At 70.4% G+C, this 22411-nt stretch carries 20 protein-coding genes; 11 read left to right on the forward strand and 9 right to left on the reverse strand.

The genetic code is table 11. The features are described from left to right. Positions 1-16 precede the first annotated feature (16 nt). On the reverse strand, positions 17-1108 hold the full coding sequence (gene dapC / locus Ato02nite_RS10295; RefSeq protein WP_213006231.1) for a succinyldiaminopimelate transaminase: 1092 nt from the start codon (positions 1106-1108) through the stop codon (positions 17-19). Next, a complete protein-coding gene (fdxA, locus tag Ato02nite_RS10300) occupies positions 1105-1428 on the reverse strand; it encodes a ferredoxin (protein WP_213006212.1) in 324 nt (107 codons plus the stop codon). Before fdxA ends, dapC begins: the two co-directional genes overlap by 4 nt. An 82-nt stretch (positions 1429-1510) precedes the next feature. Between fdxA and Ato02nite_RS10305 the strand changes: the two genes are divergently transcribed. Further along, on the forward strand, positions 1511-2476 hold the full coding sequence (locus tag Ato02nite_RS10305) for a GNAT family N-acetyltransferase (RefSeq protein ID WP_213006213.1): 966 nt from the start codon (positions 1511-1513) through the stop codon (positions 2474-2476). A gap of 203 nt (positions 2477-2679) precedes the next feature. On the opposite strand, the gene Ato02nite_RS10310 is transcribed toward Ato02nite_RS10305, so the two are convergent. The 4 genes from Ato02nite_RS10310 to mshB all read right to left on the reverse strand — a co-directional run bounded on the left by Ato02nite_RS10310 (position 2680) and on the right by mshB (position 5141). Then, a complete protein-coding gene (locus Ato02nite_RS10310) occupies positions 2680-3147 on the reverse strand; it encodes a hypothetical protein (RefSeq protein ID WP_213006214.1) in 468 nt (155 codons plus the stop codon). 164 nt (positions 3148-3311) lie between these two features. Beyond that, on the reverse strand, positions 3312-3767 hold the full coding sequence (locus Ato02nite_RS10315; RefSeq protein WP_213006215.1) for a hypothetical protein: 456 nt from the start codon (positions 3765-3767) through the stop codon (positions 3312-3314). A gap of 13 nt (positions 3768-3780) precedes the next feature. Further along, positions 3781-4272, reverse strand: a complete 492-nt coding sequence (locus Ato02nite_RS10320) for a hypothetical protein (RefSeq protein ID WP_213006216.1) — start codon at positions 4270-4272, stop codon at positions 3781-3783. Next, complete coding sequence (gene mshB, locus Ato02nite_RS10325) at positions 4269-5141, reverse strand: N-acetyl-1-D-myo-inositol-2-amino-2-deoxy-alpha-D-glucopyranoside deacetylase (RefSeq protein ID WP_213006217.1); 873 nt, start codon at positions 5139-5141, stop codon at positions 4269-4271. The genes Ato02nite_RS10320 and mshB overlap by 4 nt, the downstream gene beginning before the upstream one ends. 94 nt (positions 5142-5235) lie before the next feature. On the opposite strand from mshB, the gene Ato02nite_RS10330 reads away from it, so the two are divergent. From Ato02nite_RS10330 to Ato02nite_RS10365, 8 genes are all read left to right on the forward strand, one after another. After that, the gene (locus Ato02nite_RS10330) at positions 5236-7074 is read left to right on the forward strand and encodes a prolyl oligopeptidase family serine peptidase (protein ID WP_213006218.1); all 1839 of its coding nucleotides are present in this window, start codon (positions 5236-5238) and stop codon (positions 7072-7074) included. A gap of 79 nt (positions 7075-7153) precedes the next feature. After that, complete coding sequence (locus tag Ato02nite_RS10335; protein WP_213006219.1) at positions 7154-7705, forward strand: Uma2 family endonuclease; 552 nt, start codon at positions 7154-7156, stop codon at positions 7703-7705. Between the two features lie 32 nt (positions 7706-7737). Continuing rightward, a complete protein-coding gene (locus Ato02nite_RS10340) occupies positions 7738-9165 on the forward strand; it encodes a TldD/PmbA family protein (RefSeq protein ID WP_213006220.1) in 1428 nt (475 codons plus the stop codon). After that, the gene (locus tag Ato02nite_RS10345; RefSeq protein WP_213006221.1) at positions 9162-10622 is read left to right on the forward strand and encodes a TldD/PmbA family protein; all 1461 of its coding nucleotides are present in this window, start codon (positions 9162-9164) and stop codon (positions 10620-10622) included. The genes Ato02nite_RS10340 and Ato02nite_RS10345 overlap by 4 nt, the downstream gene beginning before the upstream one ends. A gap of 894 nt (positions 10623-11516) precedes the next feature. Continuing rightward, positions 11517-12026 carry a hypothetical protein gene (locus Ato02nite_RS10350; protein WP_213006222.1) on the forward strand — a complete coding sequence of 170 codons (510 nt, stop codon included), beginning with the start codon at positions 11517-11519 and terminating at the stop codon, positions 12024-12026. Positions 12027-12218: 192 nt separating this feature from the next. Beyond that, the gene (sdhC, locus tag Ato02nite_RS10355; protein ID WP_213006223.1) at positions 12219-13025 is read left to right on the forward strand and encodes a succinate dehydrogenase subunit SdhC; all 807 of its coding nucleotides are present in this window, start codon (positions 12219-12221) and stop codon (positions 13023-13025) included. A 14-nt stretch (positions 13026-13039) separates the two neighbouring features. Beyond that, positions 13040-14944, forward strand: coding sequence for a fumarate reductase/succinate dehydrogenase flavoprotein subunit (locus tag Ato02nite_RS10360; protein ID WP_213006224.1), 1905 nt, complete (start codon positions 13040-13042; stop codon positions 14942-14944). Beyond that, positions 14944-15975 carry a succinate dehydrogenase/fumarate reductase iron-sulfur subunit gene (locus Ato02nite_RS10365; RefSeq protein WP_213006225.1) on the forward strand — a complete coding sequence of 344 codons (1032 nt, stop codon included), beginning with the start codon at positions 14944-14946 and terminating at the stop codon, positions 15973-15975. The genes Ato02nite_RS10360 and Ato02nite_RS10365 overlap by 1 nt, the downstream gene beginning before the upstream one ends. A gap of 49 nt (positions 15976-16024) precedes the next feature. Here the strand turns inward: Ato02nite_RS10365 and Ato02nite_RS10370 are convergent, their stop codons facing one another. After that, positions 16025-16558: a GNAT family N-acetyltransferase gene (locus Ato02nite_RS10370; RefSeq protein WP_213006226.1), complete on the reverse strand. Its 534-nt coding sequence runs from the start codon at positions 16556-16558 to the stop codon at positions 16025-16027. A 106-nt stretch (positions 16559-16664) separates the two neighbouring features. After that, entirely contained in the window at positions 16665-17399 is a 735-nt protein-coding gene (locus tag Ato02nite_RS10375) for a TetR/AcrR family transcriptional regulator C-terminal domain-containing protein (protein WP_213006227.1), read from the reverse strand. 87 nt (positions 17400-17486) lie between these two features. On the opposite strand from Ato02nite_RS10375, the gene Ato02nite_RS10380 reads away from it, so the two are divergent. Further along, positions 17487-19010 (forward strand): MFS transporter, encoded by a 1524-nt coding sequence (locus tag Ato02nite_RS10380; RefSeq protein ID WP_213006228.1) that lies wholly within the window; start codon positions 17487-17489, stop codon positions 19008-19010. A 61-nt stretch (positions 19011-19071) separates the two neighbouring features. On the opposite strand, the gene Ato02nite_RS10385 is transcribed toward Ato02nite_RS10380, so the two are convergent. Beyond that, a complete protein-coding gene (locus Ato02nite_RS10385; protein ID WP_213006229.1) occupies positions 19072-21258 on the reverse strand; it encodes a beta-glucosidase in 2187 nt (728 codons plus the stop codon). Between the two features lie 427 nt (positions 21259-21685). Between Ato02nite_RS10385 and Ato02nite_RS10390 the strand changes: the two genes are divergently transcribed. Next, on the forward strand, positions 21686-22324 hold the full coding sequence (locus Ato02nite_RS10390) for an alpha-ketoglutarate-dependent dioxygenase AlkB (RefSeq protein ID WP_213006230.1): 639 nt from the start codon (positions 21686-21688) through the stop codon (positions 22322-22324). The last annotated feature ends 87 nt before the right edge of the window (positions 22325-22411 follow it).

Genomic DNA, 22411 nt, shown 5'->3' on the forward strand with positions numbered 1-22411 from the left:
TCCATGGGCAGTACACCTAGGTCAGGCGACTCACCGCGGCGGCCACCCGCTCATCGGTGGCGGTCAAGGCGATGCGCACCTGCTGCGCCGCGGCCGGGCCGTAGAACGCGCCGGGAGCGGCGAGGATGCCCCGCTCGGCGAGCCAGTCGACGGTCTGCCAGCACTCCTCGCCGCGAGTCGCCCACAGGTAGAGGCCGGCTTCCGAGTGGGTGATCTCGAAGCCCGCCTTGACCAGGGCGGTGCGCAGGATGTCACGGCGGGCCGCGTATCGCTCCCGCTGCTCGTCGACGTGCGTCTCGTCGCCGAGCGCCGCGATCATCGCGGCCTGCACCGGAGCCGGCGGGATCATGCCGGCGTGCTTGCGGACGGCGAGCAGGTCGCCGATCAGCGCCGGATCGCCGCCGACGAAGCCGGCCCGGTAACCGGCCAGGTTGGAGCGCTTGGACAACGAGTGAACGGCCAGCACGCCGGTGTAGTCGCCGCCGGTCACCGCGTCGTCGAGCACCGACACCGGCCGAGTCTCCCAGCCCAGTGACAGATAACACTCGTCGCTGGCCACCACGGCACCGCGCTCGCGCGCCCAGTCGACCACCTTGCGCAGGTGTTCGGCGGGCAGCACCCGGCCGGTCGGGTTGGACGGCGAGTTGACCCAGACGAGCTTGACCCTCGGGGTCGGGCCGAGCGCGGTGAGCGAGTCGGAACGCACCACGGTGGCGCCGGCCAGCAGGACCCCGACCTCGTAGGTCGGGTAGCAGACCGACGGGATCACCACGGTGTCGCCGGGACCCACGCCGAGCAGCGTGGGCAACCAGGCGACCAGTTCCTTGGACCCGATGGTGGGCAGCACGCCCAGCGCTCCGGTCGCCCCGCAGGAGCGGGCCAGCCAGCCGGCGATGGCCGCGCGCAGCGCCGGGGTGCCCGCGGTCAACGGGTAACCCGGCGCGTCCGACGCGTCGGCGAGCGCACGGCGGATCAGCGCGGGCACCGGGTCGACGGGGGTGCCGACCGAGAGGTCGACGATGCCGTCGGGGTGCGCCACGGCCTTGGCCTTCGCCGGCTCCAGCAGGTCCCAGGGGAAGTCCGGCAGGGCCGACGCCAGAGCGCTCAGTGCTCGCCCCGCGGCGGCTGCCCCACGATGAATGTGGCGTCCTTGTCGACCTTGCCGAGCTTGGCGGCACCACCGGGCGAACCGAGATCCTCGAAGAACTCGTAGTTCGCGTTGGTGTAGTCCTTCCACTGCTCCGGCACGTCGTCCTCGTAGAAGATCGCCTCGACGGGGCAGACCGGTTCACAGGCCCCGCAGTCGACGCACTCATCGGGGTGGATGTAGAGCATCCGGTTGCCCTCGTAGATGCAGTCGACCGGGCATTCCTCGATGCATGCCTTGTCGAGCACATCGACGCACGGCTCAGCGATGATGTAGGTCACGGGTCTTTCCCTCCAAAGCCACGCCGCAAGAACAGTCGGCGACAGTTGCAGAGCCTAGTATCTCCGCCGAAGGAGGTGACACGTGCTCCGTCGGCAGGATGTGGGACACCGGGTGGTGGTGCGTCGGATTGTAGGCGTTTCCCAGGAGCGAACGCTGTATTCAGATGCACTCGGGGAGCTCGTGGAGCTCACTGAGACTGATCTCACCTTAGCCACCGCCAAGGGCACGCTGCGGGTTCCGCTGGACGAGGTCCACCGGGCCAAGCGGGTGCCGGTCGCCCGCCGCCCGCCGGCCGCCGACGTGGTCGCCCTGGAACTCGCCGCCAACGACGCCTGGCCCGCCCCCATCCAGTCCCACCTGGGCGGATGGATCCTGCGAGCGGCCGGCAACTGGACCGGCCGGGCCAACTCGGCACTGGCCGTCGGCGACCCCGACCGCACCCTCGAGGCCGCGATCGACGGCGTCGTCGAGTGGTACGAAGCACACGGCCAGCAGCCGCTGATCAACGCGCCGATGCCGCTGGCCGCCCCGGTCAACGCCGCCCTCGACGCCCGCGGCTGGACCGCCCGCCCACTGACGCTCGTGCAGACCGCCTCGGTGGTGGCGCTCCTCACTGCCATCCCGGCGAACGCCGACCTGCCACCGGTGGAGTTGGCGGACTCCCCCGGCGACGACTGGTACGAGATGGTGACCGAGCACAAGGGCGCGCTGCCGCCGATCGCCGTACGCATCCTCACCGCCGTACCGGAAGTGGTCTTCGCGCACGTCCGCGACACCGACGGCAGCCTCCTCGCGGTGGCCCGCGGCGCGGTCACCGGCCCGGACCGATGGCTCGGCATATCGCTGCTGCAGACCGCCCCGGCCGCGCGCCGGCGTGGGATCGCGCAGCAGGTCGTGCGCGGCCTCGCGCAGTGGGCGACGCAGCGCGGCAGCAACCGCGCCTACCTGCAGGTGGAAGAGCGCAACACGGCCGCCGTCGCCCTCTACGGCCGGGTCGGTTTCGGTACGCACCACACCTACCTCACGCGGGAAGCGCCGGCGAACTAGGCACCTTTCGAGGTCAGGGTCGCGAGAATCAAACCCTTTTCCGGTACGGGCAACCCCGTCAACAACCGCAACCACCCCCGACCGCCGCCACCCCGCGACCAGCCTGCAACACCGGCACGTGCCGCGCCTCTCGCGCATCGAGGAAGCCTGGGCTGAGGTCCCGTCCTTTCCGGAAATGGCGGGACCCCGACCCGGAAAGATCTCTAGCGGCGGACCACCCGGCGCGGCTTGGCCGCGCTCCGCTGGGTGAAGGCCTTGAGCGAGCGCGAGCGGTAGTCGCGGCCCAGCATCACGGCGATCCAGTAACCGAGCAGCGTGCCGACGATCGCGAAGCCGCCGTAGAGCCAGACCTGCGCGAAGAAGTCACCGGCCCCGTTCTTGAACGGCTGGCCGCCGCTGATGAACGGTCCGACCAGGACGGTCAGCAGCAACCCGCCGACCGCGCCGAGGACCAGATCGGGCAGCAGCCACTCGCTGGGCCGTTTGCGCTGACTGGCCCGGAACGTCCAGATCGCCAGGACCAGGCCGATCACGCCGAACATGATGATGGTGGCTCGACCCTCGGCCGAGTCGTCGCCGTCGAAGCCGAAGCGAATGATCAGGCGGGCCGCCACGTTGATCGCGAACAGTCCGACCGCCAGCGCCGCGGCGGGAAACCAGCGCTGCCTCATGTGTCCTCCCCGGGACAGAACACCAACGCGGCCGCCCTGACTGCGCGCCGCAGACGAATCGTGGGTCGGGATCGTAACGCCGGGTGAACGCCGAACGCTCGATCCATCGGTCATCTTTGCGGATGACGCGCCACGCGTCCTGTGCGAAAGCTGGGAGTCCGCTGCTAGTTCTTACCGAGGTCGGCGACTTCGCCGTGCGGCCAGGCCGCCCGGACCGCGCGCACCGCCCGGTCGACGTCGGCCGGCAGCAATGCCCCGAACCGCTGCTTGTCCACCCGGACCACCGGTTCGACGTCGGCGTTGCCGGCACTGCGGATCGCCCGGCCGACTGACAGCTCGACATCGATCTGCACGCCGAGCGCGGCCGGCGGAAACACGACGCGCCGGCCGCCGAGCGAGACCCGTACCGGATCGGCGGCGTGCTCCGCGACCGGCCGGCGCAGCGCCTCCTCGGCCTCGCTGCGCGAGAGGCCGCCCAGGTCCACGCCGAGCATCCGGGTGCCGTGCGGCACGTCGCCGTTCATCCGGTACGCCACCACACCGGTCACCACCAGCACGACCATGGCCAGTACGCCGACGAGAACCGCGCGCCGCACGTCGAACCGCCCCGCGTCGTCCACGACCGGAGAAACGCTAGTTGTTCGCCGGTCCGCGCGGGATCCGCCGCAAGATCATCCGATAGGAGTACACCGCGAACGACAGGCTGCCGACCAGGATCATCACCAGCGCCACCCAGTCGTCCCCGCCGATCAGGTAGTCGCCCTCGCTGGTGCGCACCCCCGCCGCGAACAGCATCATCAGCGTCCAGAGCGCCCACGGCGGGGCCAGCGCCCAGCGCTTGCCGGTGGTGCTCACCGCGAACCAGCCGATGGCGTAGTTGGCCACCGCCGCGAGCAGGACGGCCACGCCGATCGGCGGGCCGCTGCCGGAGCCGATCGCGTCACCCCGCCAGATCGTGACGACGTCACCGGCCCGCAGCGCGGTCAGCAGGATCTCGAGCACACCGGAGGCGAAGGCGGCCAGGATCGCGACCACCAGGCCACCGACCACGATCACCGGTTCCCAGCCCCTCTTGCTCTCCTTCGGGGCGGTCTCGTCGGGTATCGCGGTCTCCGTCGGCGTCATGGCGTCTTGACCCCGCTGAACAGGTCGTTCTCCCAGTTCTGCGGGCCCTCGCCCGGGCCGCGCTCACCCTTGGCGAGCAGGAAGTATTCGACTCCCATGAACTCGCCGCCGAAGTCACCGGCGATCCCGTACAGCCAGGAGTTGTCGGGGATCTGGGTGGCGTGCGCACGCATCGCGGCGACCTTCCGGTCGTAGTGGTCGGTGCCGTCCATCCGGGCCGCGATCTCGTCGTCGGTGTGCCCGAACGGCAGATCCTCCACCTTCTCCACGTCGGCGAACGGGTTGTCGTCCAGCTCGCGGAACGCCTCCATGCCCTCTTTCAGCACGCTCAGCGGCATGGCCGTCCAGTAGATCTTCTCCGGGCCGTCGGCACCGGCCAGCTCGGCCGCGCGCATCGCCACCCGGTGCGCCTGGATGTGATCGGGATGCCCGTAGAAGCCGTTCTCGTCATACGTGATCATGACCTGCGGCTGGATCTCCTTGATGATCTCCAGCAGATGGCCGGCCGCCTCGTCGAGGTCGGCCTGCCAGAACGCCCGCGGGTGCTCGTTGGTCGGCAGACCCATCATGCCGGAGTCGCGGTAGCGGCCCGGCCCGCCGAGGAACCGGTGGTCGGTGACGCCGAGCGCCGCACACGCCCGGGACAGCTCGACCAGGCGGTAACCGCCGAGCTGGTCGGCCTGCTTCGCCTCGAGCTGGGACAGCTCCGGGACGTGGATCTCGCCCTCCTCGCCGAGGGTGCAGGTAACGAGGGTCACGTGCGCGCCGGCGGCCACGTAGTGGGCCATCGTGGCGCCGGTGCCGGTGACCTCGTCGTCGGGATGTGCATGCACCAGCAGCAGGCGGCGCGGGGGCAGGGCGTCAGTCACCCGCGCCACTTTACGCGGCAGTCGCACAAGCTTTCCGGAGCCGGGCTGCGAGTTTGCACGGCGCAACCGCGTCTTGATCAGCGATGCTGGACCCGTGGATTACCCCGGACTCGCCGACCGCACCGGTCACTTCAGCTACGGCGCACCACGCGACGTCACGATCGGCGGCGACGGCTCCCGGGTGGTGTTCCTCCGATCGGCCGGCCCGGAGGACCCCGACGCCGCACTCTGGCTGCTCACCGTGGCCACGGCCGAGGAAATCAAAATCACCGAAGGTCCGATTCAGGCGTACGCCGTAGACCGCGATGCCCGAGTCGCCGCCTTCGCCCGCGACGGCCGGTTGTTCCGCGCCGACCTGATCGGCCGCGAGGTCACCGAGGTGGCCACCGACGGACCGGCCGAGGATCCGCGACCCGACCCGATCGGCCACCACATCGGGTACGTGAGCCGGGCCGGCGGTTCCGCCTCGCTGCGCGTGGTCGGCCCGGACGGCGACCGGCTGATCGCCGGCGAACTCGGGAACGCCTGGCGCGAGCACGGCGGGCTGATCTCCTGGGGCGTGCCCGACCCGGCCGCCGTCCAGTTCGGCCGGCGGCGCGGCTGGTGGTGGTCGCCCGACGGCCGCCAGATCCTGGCCACCCGCACGGCCGCCGCGACCAGCCTGCACCTGCTCGACCTGGACGAGGGCTGGGTGGACGTGCACTGGGACCGGGAGACCTATCCCTACGTGGTCAACGTGCGCTGGGCCGACGGCGGTGGGCCGCTGATCACCGTGCTGCGCCGGATGCAGCAGCACGGGCTGGTGCTGGCCATCGACCCGCGGACCGGCGAGACCCAGGTGCACGCCGAGCTGGCCGACGCCCGCTGGGTGGAACCGGTCGACGGCACGCCGCGGCACCTGCCGGACGGCCGGGTGCTGGTCGGCGGGGAACTGGCCCACGACGGCTTCGATGCCCGGTGCCTGTTCGCCGACGGCAGCCTGCTCACCCCGCCCGGCCTCTACGTACGGCGGGTGGTCGGCACGCTGCCGCGTAGCGGAGCGCCGTCCGGCGCGCCCGACCTCGTGATCGAGGGGACCGACGGAGACCCGGCCGCCCAGTCGGTCTTCCGCGTGCGCACCTCACTGGGCGGCGGCGGAGCGGAAGCCCGCAAGATCAGCTTGACCCCCGGCTGGCATCGGGCTTTCGTCGGCGGCGATGTTCTCGTCCTGGACGACACTGTCTGGCGGGGCGACGCCCGTGTCGCCACGCTCGGCAACCTCGCGGCGCCGCTGCCCTATCACCCCCGCCCGGCCCTGGAACGCGTCACCGACCGGCGGCTTCCCGCCGCGGTGCTGTACCCCGCCGGCTTCGTCAGCGGAGCGAAGATCCCCGTGCTGGTCACGCTGGGCGAGGGGCCGGGCCACCAACAGGTGACCTCGGACCCGGCCGCGTGGCAGGAACGGCAGTGGTGGGCGGACGCCGGCTTCGCCGTCGTGAGTGTCGACAGCCGGGGTACGCCGGGGGTGGCGCCCAGCTTCGAGAAGGTGGTGCACCGCCGCCTCGGCGACGTGGCCCTGACCGATCAGGTCGACGCCCTGCACGTGCTGCTCGGCAAGCACCCCGACCTGGACCTGACCTCGGTCTCGGTGCGCGGCACCGGGCTCGGCGGCTGGCTCGCGGCACTGGCCGTGCTGCGCCGCCCGGAGGTCTTCCACCGGGCCGTCGCCCGCCACCCGGTCACCGACTGGTCCGAGCTGGCCCCGCCGTTCGCCGAGCGTTACCTGGGCGACCGGCACGACGCCGCCGACGTGTACGCCCATCACAGCCTGCCGGAGGCCGCCGCCCAGTCCGACCACTCGCGCCCGCTGCTGCTGATCGGCGCTTCCGTGCCGGGCTGCACCTCGGTCCCGGCGGCCACCCTCGAGGAGGAGTTAGCCTTCCTGCGAAGCTAGGCGAGCAGTAGTCGCTAGGAGAGTTGGCATGAGACTAGTCTTTGTGGGAGAGTCTTACCTCGAACACAAGGGAGACACCATGACATCAGCCATCCTCAGCGACGGGATGCCGATCAGCGAGGAGGACTTCCTCGCGATGGGTGAGACGCCCGATCGCATCGAGCTGTTCGACGGAAGTCTCCACATGACCCCGAACCCCACGACCACCCATCAACATCTTCTCGGCGAGCTTTTTGCAGCGCTACGTCTCCCCGCGCGCGACGCCGGCCTGCGCGTCCTCCTCGCGCCGAACGTCCGGCTCCAGCCGAACCGGATACCGATCCCAGACCTGGTAATCACCTCGGACATGGAACGCAAGCTGGCCATCGAGGCCGAGACCGTGCTGCTGACCTGCGAAATCACCTCGCCCTCGAACGCTGCCACGGACAAGGTGCTCAAGATGCACTACTACGCCTCCGCCGGCATTCCGTGGTACCTCCTGGTTGAACAGGCGACCGCGGCGTTGCGTCTCTACCGGCTGGCCGGCGAAACCTACGTCGAGCATGCGGTCGTCGAGCAGGGCGCGATTCTTCGACTGCGCGAACCGGTCGTCGCGACCCTCGACCCGGCGGAGTTGGCTCCGCCGGTCTGAGTTTTGTCGTACCGGTCCCCTAGGGTCGGTGCATGAGCCACTTCGATGAGGCGTACTCGGCGGTCCAAGCCGCGCTGGACGCCGGGGCGCGATATGCGGACGCGCGGATCATGTTGCGTCGCACGGAGTCGATGAGCGCCCGCAACGGGGATGTCGAGGATCTCAATTCCGACGAGAGCGCCGGTCTCGGTGTCCGCGCCCTGGTCGGTTCGAGCTGGGGTTTCTACGCGGTGCCCGACCTTTCCGACTCGGCGGCCCGCGCGGCCGGGCGGCGGGCCGCGCAGATCGCCGCAGCCAGCGCCACCGTGCCGGGGCCGCCGATCGAGCTGGTGCCGGCCGGCGCCGGTGCCGCCAGCTGGGCCAGCGAGTGCCGCATCGACCCGCTCGCCGTCCCGCTCGCCGAGAAGGGCGACCTGCTGGTCCGGGCCACCCAGGCGGCCAAGGAAGCGGGCGCTGATCAGGCCGAGGCCGGCTACGCGATCTGGGACACCCACAAGTGGTTCGTCTCCAGCGACGGGCATCGCATCGACCAGCACGTCCGCGAGTGCGGCGGCTCGGTGACCGCCAGCGCCCTCGGCGACGGCGAGGTGCAGCGCCGCGGCTGGGGTCATCAGTACGGCACCCGGGGCTGGGAGCTGATCGAGGAACTTGACCTGGTCGGCAACGCACCCCGGATGGCCGAGGAGGCGCGCGCCCTGACCACCGCGCCGCTCTGCCCGTCCGGCGAGACCACGCTGATCCTCGGCGGCGACCAGCTGGCGCTGCAGATCCACGAGTCGGTCGGGCACGCCATCGAGCTCGACCGCATCCTCGGCTGGGAGGCCGCGTTCGCCGGCACCAGCTGGCTCGACCTGGAAAAACTCGGCTCGCTGCGCTATGGCTCCGAGCTGATGAACATCACCATCGACCCCACCATCCCGGGCGCGCTCGGCAGCTTCGGCTACGACGACGAGGGCACCCCGGCGGCCAGGCGCGACGCGGTCCGCGACGGCATCTGGGTGGGCGTGCTGGCCGGGCGTGACTCGGCCGCGGTCGCCGGCCTCGACTACGCGGGCAGCGTCCGCTCCGACGGCTGGGCCCGGCTGCCGATGGTCCGGATGACCAACGTCGGCCTCGAGCCCGGCCCGCACACCCTCGACGAGATCATCGCGGCCACCGACGACGGCATCTACATGGAGACGAACCGATCCTGGTCGATCGACGACCGCCGGCTCAACTTCCAGTTCGGCTGCGAGATCGGCTACGAGATCAAGAACGGCAAGCGCGGCCGCATGCTGCGCAACCCGACCTACACCGGCATCGGACCGCGGTTCTGGCAGTCGATGGACATGCTTTCCGCCGAGACCGTGCCCTACGGCATTCCGAACTGCGGCAAGGGCCAGCCCGGCCAGGTGGGGCACACCGCGCACTCCGCGGCGCCGGCCCGGTTCACGAACGTACGCGTGGGGGTGCACGGATGAGCATCGACATCGCCCGGACAGGCGCCGAACTCGAACTGGCGGCTCGCGTCATCGAGCTGGTCCGCACGGCGGTCGGCCCGGCCGCCCAGGCCGAGGTGATGGTGTCGCACAACGCCGAGGCACTGACCCGGTTCGCCAACTCGGCCATCCACCAGAACGTCGCCGAGGCGACCACCTCGGTCCGGCTGCGGCTGCACCTCGACGGCCGCACGACCGGCGGCTCCACCACTCTCACCAGCGCCGACGGTCTGCGCGCGCTGGTCGACCGCACGATCGCGGCGGTCCGGGTCAGCCCGGCCGACCCGACCTGGCCGGGCCTGACACCGCCCACGCCGCTGCACCACTCGGCCGGCTATCACGGCTCCGGCGAGCACTCCGGCCTCGACTTCGGCTTCGACGAGGCGACCGCGCGGGCCACCCCGGCCGAGCGGGCCACCCTGGTCGGCGACTTCGTCCGGGCGGCCGGCGGCCTCGAGACGGCCGGCTTCTGCCGCACGGTGTATTGCTCGGCGGCCTTCGCCAACAGCGCCGGTCAGTCCGTCGAGGGGCGGACGGCCGAGGCGGCCATGGACGGCATCGCCCGGCTCAGCGGCTCCGACGGCGTGGCTCGGCTCGCCGCCGGCCGCCTCGCCGACCTGGACGGCGCGGTGCTCGGCGCGCGGGCCGCGGCCAAGGCACGGGCCGGGGAGCGGCCGGTGGAGTTGCCGCCCGGCCGTTACGAGGTGGTGCTCGAACCGGAAGCGGTCGCTGACGTGCTGAGCAACCTCTCGTTCTTCGGGTTCAACGGCAAGACGTTCGCGCAGCACCAGTCCTTCGCCGAGCTGGGCGCCGAACAGTTCGACCCGTCGGTCACCATCGTGGACGATCCGCTGGGCAGCCGCGGCGAGCCGGCCCCCGGCCTGCCGTTCGACGTCGAGGGCACGCCGCGGGAGTCGCTGGTGCTGGTCCGCGACGGGGTGACCAAGGCGGTGGCGCACGACCGGCGGTCGGCCGCCGAGGTGGGCGCCGAGTCGACCGGCCACGGCTCCGGCACCTCCCGCACGTGGGGCCCGATGGCCACGCACATGCGGCTCGAGGCCGCCCAGGCCGCGACCGAGCCGGTGCTGCCCGCCGACCCGGTCGGCCCGACCGCCGAGTCGGCCCGCCCACTGGTGGCCCGGATGGAGCGCGGCCTGCTCATCACCGATTTCTGGTACACCCGGGTCCTCGACCAGAAGAGCCTGGTCATCACCGGCCTGACCCGCAACGGGGTGTGGCTGGTGGAGGACGGCGAGGTGACGTCAGCGGTGAGCAACATGCGCTTCACCCAGTCCTATCCACAGGCGCTGGGGATAGGCGCGGTGCTGGGCATCGGCAGCGAGACGGTCCTGCTGCCCGACAGCTGGTCCGGCGTGCGATACGCGGCGCCGGCACTCCACCTGGCCAGCTGGAACCTCACCGGCAACGCCTCCGGCTAACGATCCGAAGCGCCCGACCGACCAATCCTGCCGACAGACATGGGCACTCCTGCCGCCGCGGGGGGCGGCGGCCCTGACGGTCGTGCGGCCGCGGGCCTGACGGTCGTGGGGGCGGGCGGCGGCCCTGCCGGTCTTGCGGCCGCGGGCCTGACGGTCGTGCGGGCGGGCGGCGGCCCTGCCGGTCTTGCGGACGGCGGGCCTGCCTGTCTTGCGGCCGGCGGGCCTGCCTGTCTTGCGGACGGCGGGCCCTCCCAGTCGCGCGGACGGCCGGCCCTGCCCGTCGCGCGGGCAGCGGCGCATTGACCGGCGTGCTTCACTGGGCCGGTGAGCGACACGCATCGCGAGCCGGATCACGACGACGTCCCGACCAGCCGAATCCCGGCGCAGCGGGGCCGGGATGAGCCTGCCGACGAACCGGTGACCGGCGGTCCGGCGGGTTCGTCCGACGTGTCCGAACCGGACGATTGGGTGGGCCCGGCCGGGCGGAAGCCGCCGGCCCGGCCCACGCGAAGCCGCGCCGCCGAGGCGGGCGGCGACGACGACGGCGCCATCGCAAGCGGTCCGGACGCGGCCGCCGGCACCACGCCGCGCGGCGCCGCGGGCGGGCTGGGTGACGCCACGGGCGGCAGGCGGGGCGGCACTCAGCCGGGAGCCGCGCCGGGCGGCCTGGGCAGCTCTCCACCGGAAGGCGGACGAGGCGGCTCTCTATCGGGCGGCTCTCCATCGGGCGGCTCTCCATCGGGCGGCTCTCCGCCGGAAGGCGGGCTGGGTGGTGACGCCGATGCTTCTTCGACTTCCGCATCGGTGGCCGCTCCGACCTCCGCGCCGGGACGTGCTGGTGGCGGTGGGCGTGGGCGGCGGATATGGCGGCTCGGGCCGGTGGCCGAGGGGCCGATGGATGAGCGGCAGCGGAGTCGCCGGCGGTGGTTCGTGGCCGGGATCTCGGTGGCGGCGGCCATCGTCGTGGTGGCGCTCTGCGCCGGAGCACTGTCCGTCATCTCGACGGTCGACGGGGTGCGGGATCGGGCTTCGGACGCTCGGGACACCCGAGTGCTGCGCGAGACCGACTGCCTCGACCTGGAAGGACGGCTGAACCGGCTCGTTCCGCCCGGGGCGACCGGCAGCCCGGCCGCGCGGGCCACCGCGATCCGCGACGAGAACCTCGCCGTCCGGCTCTATCTCGACCAGCTGGACAACCAGCGGGACGAGGACGCCTGGCGGCAACTGCTGGACGCGCGCACCGTCTTCGCGGACGCACTCGACCGGCAGGACAAATCCCGTACGCCCGCGTTTTATGTCGCTCCCCGGACCACCGACGGCCTGGTCGTGACCGACCTGCTGGTGCAATGGTCGCCGGCCCCGTGCGCCGGACCGGTCCGGCGATTGGCCGTTCCCGAGCTCTGATCCCAAGATCCACTATCCCGTTTGCCCACGTCGATGTGAGCAGGGCTCGAATTTGTGACCTAGACCCCATCCCTGAGCCGCAAACTGTCTGACCCCCGGCGTAACGTGTGCCCCACATCACGCGAGCATGGCGGCTGGCGGGCCTCGCCCGTTAACAGCCGGGTCATATGACAGGCACGTCAGGGAGATCGAATGACGACGACGGCAACGAAGCCGGACGCTGGACGCTCACGCGCAGCGATCGCGGCAAAGACGTTGCGCACCGACCGGTGGTGGTTCCCCCCACTCATCACCTTCGTGGGTCTAGCGGCATGGGTCACCTACGCGACCGTCCGCGTCTTCATGCACAAGTGGTATTACGTCGACGACTACCACTACCTCACGCCGTTCTACTCACCGTGCATCACCGACCGGTGCGTGGAGGGCTCGGCCGAGTTCGGCACCCCGCTGCCGTCGTTCTGGCTGATTCCCGAGGCGGCGTTCACCCTGCCGTTCCTGCTGCTGTTCCGGCTGACCTGCTACTACTACCGCAAGGCGTACTACCGCGCCTTCTGGCTGTCGCCGCCGGCCTGTGCCGTGCCCGATGCGCACCAGAAATACTCCGGCGAGACCCGTTTCCCGCTGATCTTCCAGAACATCCACCGGTATGCGTTCTACGCCGCCGGGATCATCTCGCTCATCAACACGTGGGACGCGATCCGCGCCTTCCACAGCGGCGACGGCTTCGGCTTCGGGCTCGGCAACATCGTCCTGGTCGGCAACGTGGTGATGCTCTGGCTCTACACGCTGTCCTGCCACTCGTGCCGGCACATCGCCGGCGGGCGGCTCAAGCACTTCTCCGCCCACCCGGTGCGATACCGCTTCTGGACCTTCGTGTCGAAGCTGAACACCCGGCACATGCTGCTGGCCTGGATCACCCTGGGCACGCTCGCGCTGACCGATTTCTACGTCATGGCGGTTGCCGCCGACTGGTTCCCCGACCTGCGGTTCGTGGGCTGAGAGGGAGCTGAGCGATGACTACCCGAATCGAACGACACCACTATGACGTCGTCGTGATCGGTGCCGGCGGCGCCGGCCTGCGCGCGGCGATCGAGGCCCGGCTCGCCGGAAAGCGGACGGCGATCATCTCGAAGTCGCTGTTCGGCAAGGCGCACACGGTGATGGCCGAGGGCGGCGCGGCCGCCGCGATGGGCAACGTGAACTCGCGCGACAACTGGATGGTGCACTTCCGCGACACCATGCGGGGCGGCAAGTTCCTGAACAACTTCCGGATGGCCGAGCTGCACGCCAAGGAGGCGCCGGAGCGGATCTGGGAGCTGGAGACGTACGGTGCGCTGTTCGACCGCACCAAGGACGGCAAGATCTCCCAGCGCAACTTCGGCGGCCACGAGTACCCGCGTCTCGCCCACGTCGGCGACCGCACCGGCCTGGAGCTGATCCGCACTCTGCAGCAGAAGATCGTCTCGCTGCAGCAGGAGGACTTCGCCGAGACCGGCAGCTACGACGCGAAGATCAAGGTCTTCGCTGAGACCACCATCACCGAGCTGCTGCTCGACGGCGACCAGGTGGCCGGCGCGTTCGGCTACTACCGCGAGTCCGGTGAGTTCCTGCTGCTCGAGGCACCCGCCGTGGTGCTCGCGACCGGCGGCGTCGGCCGCAGCTACAAGGTGACCTCCAACTCCTGGGAGTACACCGGCGACGGCCACGCGCTCGCGCTGCGGGCCGGCGCCACGCTGATCAACATGGAGTTCCTCCAGTTCCACCCGACCGGCATGGTCTGGCCGCCCAGTGTCAAGGGCATCCTGGTCACCGAATCGGTCCGGGGTGACGGCGGTGTGCTGCGCAACTCCGACGGCAAGCGGTTCATGTTCGACTACGTCCCCGACGTCTTCCGCAAGCAGTACGCGGAGACCGAGGAGGAAGCCGACCGGTGGTACGACGATCCGGACAACAACCGCCGTCCGCCTGAGCTGCTCCCCCGCGACGAGGTCGCCCGCGCGATCAACAACGAGGTCAAGGAGGGTCGCGGCACCAAGGCCGGCGGCGTCTTCCTCGACGTCTCCACGCGGATGCCCGCCGAACGGATCGTCAAGCGGCTGCCGTCGATGTACCACCAGTTCAAGGAGCTGGCCGACGTGGACATCACGAAGCAGCCGATGGAGGTCGGCCCGACCTGTCACTACGTGATGGGTGGCGTCGAGGTCGACCCCGACTCGGCCGCCGCGTCGGGCCGGGTAACCGGCCTGTTCGCGGCCGGTGAAGTGTCCGGCGGCATGCACGGCTCGAACCGCCTCGGCGGCAACTCCCTCTCCGACCTGCTGGTCTTCGGCAAGCGGGCCGGCGAGCACGCGTCGGCCTACGTGGACGCACTGGCCAAGCGGCCCAAGGTCGCCACGGCCGACGTCGAGGCCGCACTCGACGTGGCGCTCGCCCCGCTGAACCGGCAGAGCGGCGAAAACCCGTACACGTTGCAGCAGGACCTGCAGGCCGTGATGGGCGACCTGGTCGGCATCATCCGCCGGGCCGGCGAGCTGACCGACGCTCTCAAGCGACTGCAGGAGCTCAAGCTCCGGGTCGCGAACGTCGGCGCAGCCGGCGGCCGGCGCTACAACCCGGGCTGGCACCTCGCGATCGACCTGCGCAACATGCTGGTCGTCTCGGAGTGCACGGCCAAGGCGGCGCTGGAACGGGAGGAGTCGCGCGGTGGCCACACCCGCGAGGACTTCCCGGGGATGAACCCGCAGTGGCGGAAGGTCAACCTGGTCTGCTCGCTCGACAAGTCCGGTGACGTGCACCTGGAGCGCAAGCCGCTGCCGAAGATGCGCGGCGAGTTGATCTCCCTGTTCGACCGCACCGAGCTGTCGAAATACCTGACCGACGATGAGCTGATCGAGTTCGACGCGCTGGAGGCGAAGTAATGGGCACCAAACGTCACTTCCGGGTCTGGCGCGGCGACGAGTCGGGCGGCGACATTCAGGACTACGACGTCGAGGTCAACGACGGCGAGGTCGTGCTCGACATCATCCACCGGTTGCAGGCCACCCAGACTCCCGACCTGGCCTGCCGGTGGAACTGCAAGGCCGGCAAGTGCGGCTCCTGCTCGATGGAGATCAACGGCAAGCCGAAACTCGGCTGCATGACCCGAATGTCCACGTTCGAAGAGGACGAGACGGTCACCATCACGCCGCTGCGCACCTTCCCGATCATCCGGGACCTGGTCACCGACGTCACCTTCAACTACGAGAAGGCGCGCGAGACCCCGGCGTTCGCCCCGCCGGCCGGGGTGGCCCCGGGTCAGTACCGGATGAAGCAGGTCGACGTCGAGCGCTCGCAGGAGTTCCGCAAGTGCATCGAGTGCTTCCTCTGCCAGAACACCTGCCACGTGGTCCGCGACCACGAGGAGAACAAAGCGGCGTTCTCCGGCCCGCGGTACTTCATCCGGGCCGCCGAGCTCGACATGCATCCGCTGGACGCGCGCACCGACCGCAAGGACTACGCGCAGGCCGAGCAGGGTCTCGGATTCTGCAACATCACCAAGTGCTGCACCGAGGTCTGCCCCGAGCACATCAAGATCACTGACAACGCGATCATCCCGATGAAGGAGCGCGTCGTCGACCGCCGCTACGACCCGCTGGTCTGGCTCGGTCGCAAGATCTTCCGGCGGGACCAGCTGGACGGGTCCGCACACGGCGATTCGATGGCACCGAGCACGTCCGTCGGCGTCACCGGGGTCGCGGCGGGTACCCCGTTCTCCAGCGCCCGCCCCTCGGAGGCTGCGCCCGTCCGCGACGACGGCCGGATGGATGTCGCCGAGCTGGCTCTCCCGCAGCAGGGCGGCCCTTCGCCGTTCGGTGACGACCAGGAGCTACCGCTCCCGCCCGGCGAAATCGTCTACAACCACCCCGCGCCCGGCAAGGACGACACCGGCCCCAAGGGCGACGCTCACTGAGCACTCTCCGGCCGCCGGCTTCGCAGCCGGCGGCCGGGTGGCCGGACCCTCAGGCTGGTGGCCCGTCATCGTCGGCCAGATCGAGCTGGCTGATGGCCACGTCGTGCCAGGCGCCATTCTTGAAGCCGATCCGGCGATGCACGCCGACCGGCTGGAACCCGAGCGCGGCGTGCAGGCCTTCGCTCGCCGGATTGGGCAGCGTCATCTTGGCCACCGCGACCCGGAATCCGCGCTCGGTGAGGCGGTCGAGCAGCACACGGTAGAGAGCACGGCCGAGGCCGGCGCGGTGCCGGCCCGCGGACAGATAGACGCTGGTCTCGCACGACCAGCGGTAGGCCTCGCGGGCCGCGAACGGCCGGGCGTACGCGTAGCCCGAGACCTCGCCGTCCACCTCCGCGACCAGCCAGGCGTGGGTGCGCGCCGAGTCCCGGATCCGGCTGGCCATCTCCGCCTCGGACGGCGGTTCGATCTCGAAGCTGATGGCGGTGCCGATCACGTACGGCCGATAGATGGCCGCACACGCGGCCGCATCCTGCTCGCCCGCGTCGCGGATCGTCACCCCCGCCGCTTTTTGGCCGGACATCACAGCACCTCCGGGGCGTGCTTCGTGGGAACGGCGAACGGATGGGCCGGCCGGGTCCGGCCGTGGGTGTCGTGGTCGAAGTCTCCGGCGAGCCTCTGCGTCATGGTCAAGCCGGTTTTCCGGCGGCCAGCCATGCTTCCAGGCCGTCCAGCAGTCTTTCCAGGCCGAAGACGAAGCTGTCGTGCCACATCTTCTCCGGCTCGGCGATCACCACATTTTCCTTGCGCCAGGTGTCGTAGCGCGGGTTGTCGGCACTGAGCCGCTCCAGGATCGGCTCCAGCTCGTCGGCCATCTCCGCGAACGTGCGGCCGGCCCGTTTCGTGGCGGTCGCGACCGCGGCCTCGGTGGTGGCCGAACCGAGCGCGTGCGCGTGGATCATCGCGCTGACGTGGGACACCTCCATGCCGGTAAAGCCGGCGGCGGTGAGCAGCGCGACGCTCCGCTCGCCCATCCGCATGGCGTTGGGCCCGAGGGTGGGCTTCGTGCCGAGTAGGCCGATCACCCAGGGGTGACGCAGGATCGCGCTGCGCATGCCGTTGGCCATCACCGACAGGGCTATCCGCCAGCCGGTGTCGCCCGGCTCGGGGACGTAGATCTCGCCCAGTACCTCGTCGATGGCGAGCTCGAGCAGATCATCCTTGTTCGCCACGTGCCAGTAGAGCGACGTGGCGCCGGCGCCGAGTCGGGTGCCAAGCCGGCGCATGCTCAGGCCGGCCGGGCCGTCGGCGTCGAGCAGCTCCATCGCGGCCCGCACGATCTGGTCGCGGTCGAGCGTGGGCTGACCAGTCCGTTTACGCGATGGTGGGCGCAGCCACACCGAGTCGAAAAAGAGCTCCGCCATGGCATCAGTCTATCGAGGGTCGAACAGCGTGCGACATCAATGGTACGTTGTGCGAATCACTCGAACAGCGTACGAGGGAAGCCCCCAATGCCCGATCGGAATCCGCGCCGCTGGTTGATCCTCGGCGTGCTGTGCCTGAGCCTCCTGGTCGTCGTCATCGACAACATGGTGCTCAACATCGCCATCCCGTCGCTGATCCGCGACCTGGGCGCCAGCTCGTCCGATATCCAATGGATCATCGACTCCTACATCCTCGTTTTCGCCGGTCTGCTGCTCATCGCCGGCAGCCTGTCCGACCGCTTCGGCCGGCGCCGTGGCCTGGTCATCGGCCTGATCGTCTTCGGCGGCGCCTCGGTGCTCGCCACCCTCAGCCAGACCCCCGGTCAGTTGATCGCGGTCCGCGGCCTGATGGGCGTCGGCGCGGCGTTCCTGATGCCGGGCACCCTCTCGATCCTCACCACGGTCTTCGACGACGAGGAGCGCAAAAAGGCGATCGCGATCTGGACATCGGTGCTGATGCTCGGCGCCCTCGGCGGCCCGGCCGCCGGCGGCCTGCTGCTGCAGCACTTTTGGTGGGGCTCGGTCTTCTTGATGAATATCCCGATCGCCGTGCTCGGCATCGTGGCGGCGCTACTGATCATCCCGGAGTCGCGCGGGCCGGCCGGCCGGCCCGACGTGATCGGTGCGCTGCTGTCGATGGTCGGCACGACCGCGCTGGTCTGGGGCGTCATCAACTCGGCCAAGGAGGGCTGGTCCTCCGCACAGACCGTCGGCGGGTTCGCCGTCGCCGTCATCACGCTGGCCGTGTTCGCCCTGTGGGAGCGCCGGGTGGCCGAGCCGATGCTGCCGCTCGCGTTGTTCCGCAACCGCAACTTCGCCGGTGCCAGCCTCTCGGTCGTGCTGCTGTCCTTCTCGGCCGGCGGCATGCTGCTCGCCCTCACTCAATATCTGCAGTTCGTCCTCGGCTACGAACCGGCGAAGGCCGGCCTCGCCTTCATCCCCATGATCGTGACCACGATGATCTGCAACGGCTTCGGCGTGGTCGTCGACAAGAAGTTCGGCGCTCGGGCCGCCCTCGCCGCCGGGCTGCTGCTGATGGCGGCCGGGTTCGGCGTGATCGCCATGCTCGATCCGGGCGACGGCTTCAGCCACCTGGCCGTCGCGATGGTGGTGATGGGTGCCGGCAGCGGCGTGGCCGGGCCGGCCGCCGTCGGAACACTTCTCGCCGCGCTGCCGCCGGAGCGGGCCGGGGTCGGCTCGGCCGTCAACGACACCGTTCAGCAGGTCGGTGCGGCGCTCAGCGTGGCCGTGCTGGGCAGCGTGCTCGCCACGGCCTATCGGGCCTCGATGCCGTCCGACGTCGTCGAGCAGGCTCGGGAGTCGATCGGCGATGCCCTGCGGATCGCGGCGCAGACCGGCGACGTCGCCCTGGCGCAGCTCGCCCGCGATGCCTTTGTGGACGCTCTCTCGTCAACCGCGCTGGTCGGGGTGGTGGGCGGGGTCGCGGCCACCATCGTCGCGGTGTCGGTCCTACGGCCTCGGCCGCCCGCTGCCGGTCCCGCTCCGGTTGAGTCGCCGGCGGTTCCGGATGACGAGCCCGCCGTTCGCTGACGCCGACTCCGGCCGGTCGGGATCGATCCCGACCGGCCGGAGGGGCTTCCGTGGACGAGGGTCAGGAGACGGTGAAGGAACCGGTCAGCGGCAGGTCACGGGAGCTGGCGCCCACCTGCACCTGGTAACCACCGGTGGCGATGTCCCAGGTGTGCCCGGCGGTGTTCCAGAAGCTCAGCGGGCGGTCCGGCGACGTCGCGTCGATCGTCAGCTGCACCCGGGTGCTCTGCCCCGGCCGCAACGTGACCTGGTCATATCCGACGAGGCGCTTGCCCGGCTCACCGGTGACCGACGGCAGGGTGAGATAGAGCTGCGGGGTCGCGGTTCCGGTGCGGGCACCGGTGTTACGCACGTCGAAGGTGACCGAGACCGTGCCCCGCTTGCCCTTCAGATGCGGAGTGACCCGCAGGTTCTGATAGACGAAGCTGGTGTAGGACAGGCCGTAACCGAACGGGAAGAGCGGTTCGATCGACTGCGAGTCGTACCACTTGTAGCCGACCTTCAGGCCCTCGCTGTAGCTGACCTGCCGGATCTCGGTGCTGCCGGCCGGCCGGGTGGTCGAACCGTCGGCAAACGTGCCTGGGTATTGCGCCGGGGTGTTCGTCGGGGTGTCGGCCAGCGACTTCGGGAAGGTCATCGGGAGCCGCCCGGTGAAGTCGGTGTCGCCGTAGAGCAACCGGGCCAGGGCCGTGCCCTGCTGGTCACCGGGATACCAAGCCTGCACGACACCCTTGACGCTCGCGAGCCACGGCATCGTGGTGGCGGTGCCGGTCTCGAGCACGACGACCGTGTTCGGGTTCGCGGCCGCCACGGCGGCGATCAGGTCGTCACCGTTGCCGTCCAGCGCCAGGGTCGTGCGGTCGGCGAACTCGCCCTGCTTGGCGTACCCGAAGACCACCGCGACGTCCGCGCCTCGCGCGACCGACGCCGCCGCGGCCGGATTGGCTCCGCTGTCGTAGGAGACCGTCTGGCCGGCGGTCGCCGCCCGGCCGGTGATCGCGTCGAGCGGCGCCACCGGGTTGGGGCAGGCCGCCGAGGTGCCGCGCCCCTCGGCGCAGACCGTGCCGGCGCTGACCCCGCCGGTCGGCGTGTTCGAGGCGGTCTGGCCGATCACCGCGATCTTTTTGCCGCGGCCGGCCAGCGGCAGGATCGACCCACTGTTCTTGAGCAGCACCGAACCCCGCTCGGCGACGGTCCGCGCGATCGCCTTGTTGGCCGGAGTGGAGGTGCTGGTCGACGGTGTGGCCGGCAGCGGGTGGTCGAAGAGACCCGCCGCGATATAGGCCCGCACCACTCGCAGCGCCGCCGCGTCGATCTGTGCCATCGAGACCACGCCGGTGTCGAGCGCGGCCTCGATGTTCGCCGGGGTGTAGAAACGCGGCCGGTTCAACTCCTGGTCGAGGCCGCCGACCAGGGACGGTCCGGTCGAGTGCACCGAACCGAAGTCGGAGACGATGTAACCGTCGAAGCCGGCCTCGGTCTTGAGCAGGTTGTTCTGGATCTGGTTCTCGCAGGCCCAGACCCCGTTGACCTGGTTGAACGAGCACATCACGCCCCCCGGGTCACTCTTCGCGACGGCGATCGCGAACGGCAGGTCGTACACCTCGCGCAGCGTGCGGCCGTCGATGTTCGACGAGCTGGTCTGCCGATCGAGTTCCTGCTCGTTGGCGATGTAGTGCTTGAGCACCGCCATCACCGGCTGCTTCGGGTTGCCCTCCTGGATGCCGTTGGTCTGTGCGGCGGCCAGGTTGCCGCTGAGCAGGGAGTCCTCCCCGAGGTACTCCGGGGTGCGGCCGGCCAGCGGGGTGCGCGAGCTGGAGACGCCCGGCGCGAGCAGGACGTTCTTGCCGGCCCGGAAGGCCTCGTCGGCCTGGGCCTTGCCCTTGTCGTAGGCGAGGTCGTCGTTCCAGGCGGCGGCGAGGGCGAGTTGCGCCGGGAAGACGGTCACGCCGGCCGGGCCGCGCACGTAATCGGGCCCGTCGGCGTAGACAACGGTCGGCGTGCACGCGACCTGGACGGGGTAGGTGACGCCGCTGAAGGTGGTCTGGGTGGGTGAGTTGGCGGACTGCTCGTCGAGCCAGCGGAGCTTCTGGCCGAGGGTGCTGCGCGCCAGCAGGAGTTTGGCGCGCTGGTCCGGGGTCTTGCGAGTGTCCATCCACGGGCATGCGGAGTTGCCGCCGCCGGTCGTGCGGGGCAGGCCCGCGGCCGAGGCGCCGGGGCCGGTGGCGAGAACGGTGCCGAGCGCCACGGCTATCCCTAACGCGGCGCTGATCCGGCGGCTTCGTACAGTCCTGAAACGATTCACTTGCCAGCCTCCTAGTCGGACCCCGATCCGCGGGCGGATGCGGGGTTCGCGGGGTTTGCCAACGAGAGAGGAAGGGGTCTGACGGCGATCCGCGAGGCCGCGGATCAACCGCATGTCATCGACTTGTTTCCGATCGATGAACTGGCCCGATCATGCGTCCGCCGGAACGGCCGGACGTAGTCCTATGTGCACCGGCGTTAGCACGAAATGCACCTCGGGCACCTTCGGGTATGGCGTTTCTGCTGGTCACCACAGTCACGACTAGCAACGGCTGCGCGGAAGCGACATCGCGGACATCAGTGGCGCTTCACTCGACGAAGTTATCCACAGGCCTAGGTTGATCTTCGAACGGATGTACTAACATCACCTTATGACCAGCAACTACCAGCCATCCATGCTCGATCTCATGGCCGCCGGGCCGGCGCCGTCGCTCGAGCCGCTCGACGGCCGGCTCGTCCGGCATCGGCTGACCGTCGGGGCATGGGTCGACGTGCTGCCCGGCTGGCTGCAGGGGTCCGACGAGGTCTTCGAGACGCTGCTCGGCATCGACTGGCGCGCCGACCGCCGCCAGATGTATGACAGCGTCGTCGACGTCCCCCGACTGCTGCGCTGGTTCGGCGGCGACGAGCAGCTGCCGCACTCCGCGCTCACCGAGGCCCGCGAGGCGCTCTCCGCCCACTACGCCGACGAGCTGGGCGAGCCGTTCGTCACGGCCGGCATGTGCCTCTACCGCGACGGCCGCGACAGCGTCGCCTGGCACGGCGACACCCTGGGCCGCTCGGCCCGGCACGACACCATGGTCGCCATCCTCTCGCTGGGCTCCCCACGCCAGCTCTCCCTGCGCCCACGAGCGGGCGGCCACGACACACTGCGCTTCCCGCTCGGCCACGGCGACTTGATCGTCATGGGCGGCTCCTGCCAGCGCACCTGGGAGCACGCCATCCTCAAGACAGCGAAGCCGGTGGGCCCGCGAATCAGCGTCCAGTTCCGTCCGATCAACGTGGCCTGACCAGCAAACGGCCCGCGAGCCGGGGCAGCGCGGGCCGTAGCGCAGCAGCGGGCGCGGCACGGGCCACAGCGCAGGCCGGAACGCAGC

The organism is Paractinoplanes toevensis (assembly GCF_018332695.1).
In the GTDB taxonomy this organism is placed as follows: domain Bacteria; phylum Actinomycetota; class Actinomycetes; order Mycobacteriales; family Micromonosporaceae; genus Actinoplanes; species Actinoplanes toevensis.

Bases quoted from the DNA above. Each gene is read 5' to 3' on its own strand.
- Ato02nite_RS10310 (WP_213006214.1), bottom strand. From the start codon at position 3,147: ATGAGGCAGCGCTGGTTTCCCGCCGCGGCGCTGGCGGTCGGACTGTTC.
- Ato02nite_RS10320 (WP_213006216.1), bottom strand. From the start codon at position 4,272: ATGACGCCGACGGAGACCGCGATACCCGACGAGACCGCCCCGAAGGAG.
- Ato02nite_RS10335 (WP_213006219.1), top strand. From the start codon at position 7,154: ATGACATCAGCCATCCTCAGCGACGGGATGCCGATCAGCGAGGAGGAC.
- Ato02nite_RS10340 (WP_213006220.1), top strand. From the start codon at position 7,738: ATGAGCCACTTCGATGAGGCGTACTCGGCGGTCCAAGCCGCGCTGGAC.
- Ato02nite_RS10345 (WP_213006221.1), top strand. From the start codon at position 9,162: ATGAGCATCGACATCGCCCGGACAGGCGCCGAACTCGAACTGGCGGCT.
- Ato02nite_RS10350 (WP_213006222.1), top strand. From the start codon at position 11,517: ATGGATGAGCGGCAGCGGAGTCGCCGGCGGTGGTTCGTGGCCGGGATC.
- sdhC (WP_213006223.1), top strand. From the start codon at position 12,219: ATGACGACGACGGCAACGAAGCCGGACGCTGGACGCTCACGCGCAGCG.
- Ato02nite_RS10360 (WP_213006224.1), top strand. From the start codon at position 13,040: ATGACTACCCGAATCGAACGACACCACTATGACGTCGTCGTGATCGGT.
- Ato02nite_RS10365 (WP_213006225.1), top strand. From the start codon at position 14,944: ATGGGCACCAAACGTCACTTCCGGGTCTGGCGCGGCGACGAGTCGGGC.
- Ato02nite_RS10370 (WP_213006226.1), bottom strand. From the start codon at position 16,558: ATGTCCGGCCAAAAAGCGGCGGGGGTGACGATCCGCGACGCGGGCGAG.
- Ato02nite_RS10375 (WP_213006227.1), bottom strand. From the start codon at position 17,399: ATGGCGGAGCTCTTTTTCGACTCGGTGTGGCTGCGCCCACCATCGCGT.
- Ato02nite_RS10380 (WP_213006228.1), top strand. From the start codon at position 17,487: ATGCCCGATCGGAATCCGCGCCGCTGGTTGATCCTCGGCGTGCTGTGC.
- Ato02nite_RS10390 (WP_213006230.1), top strand. From the start codon at position 21,686: ATGACCAGCAACTACCAGCCATCCATGCTCGATCTCATGGCCGCCGGG.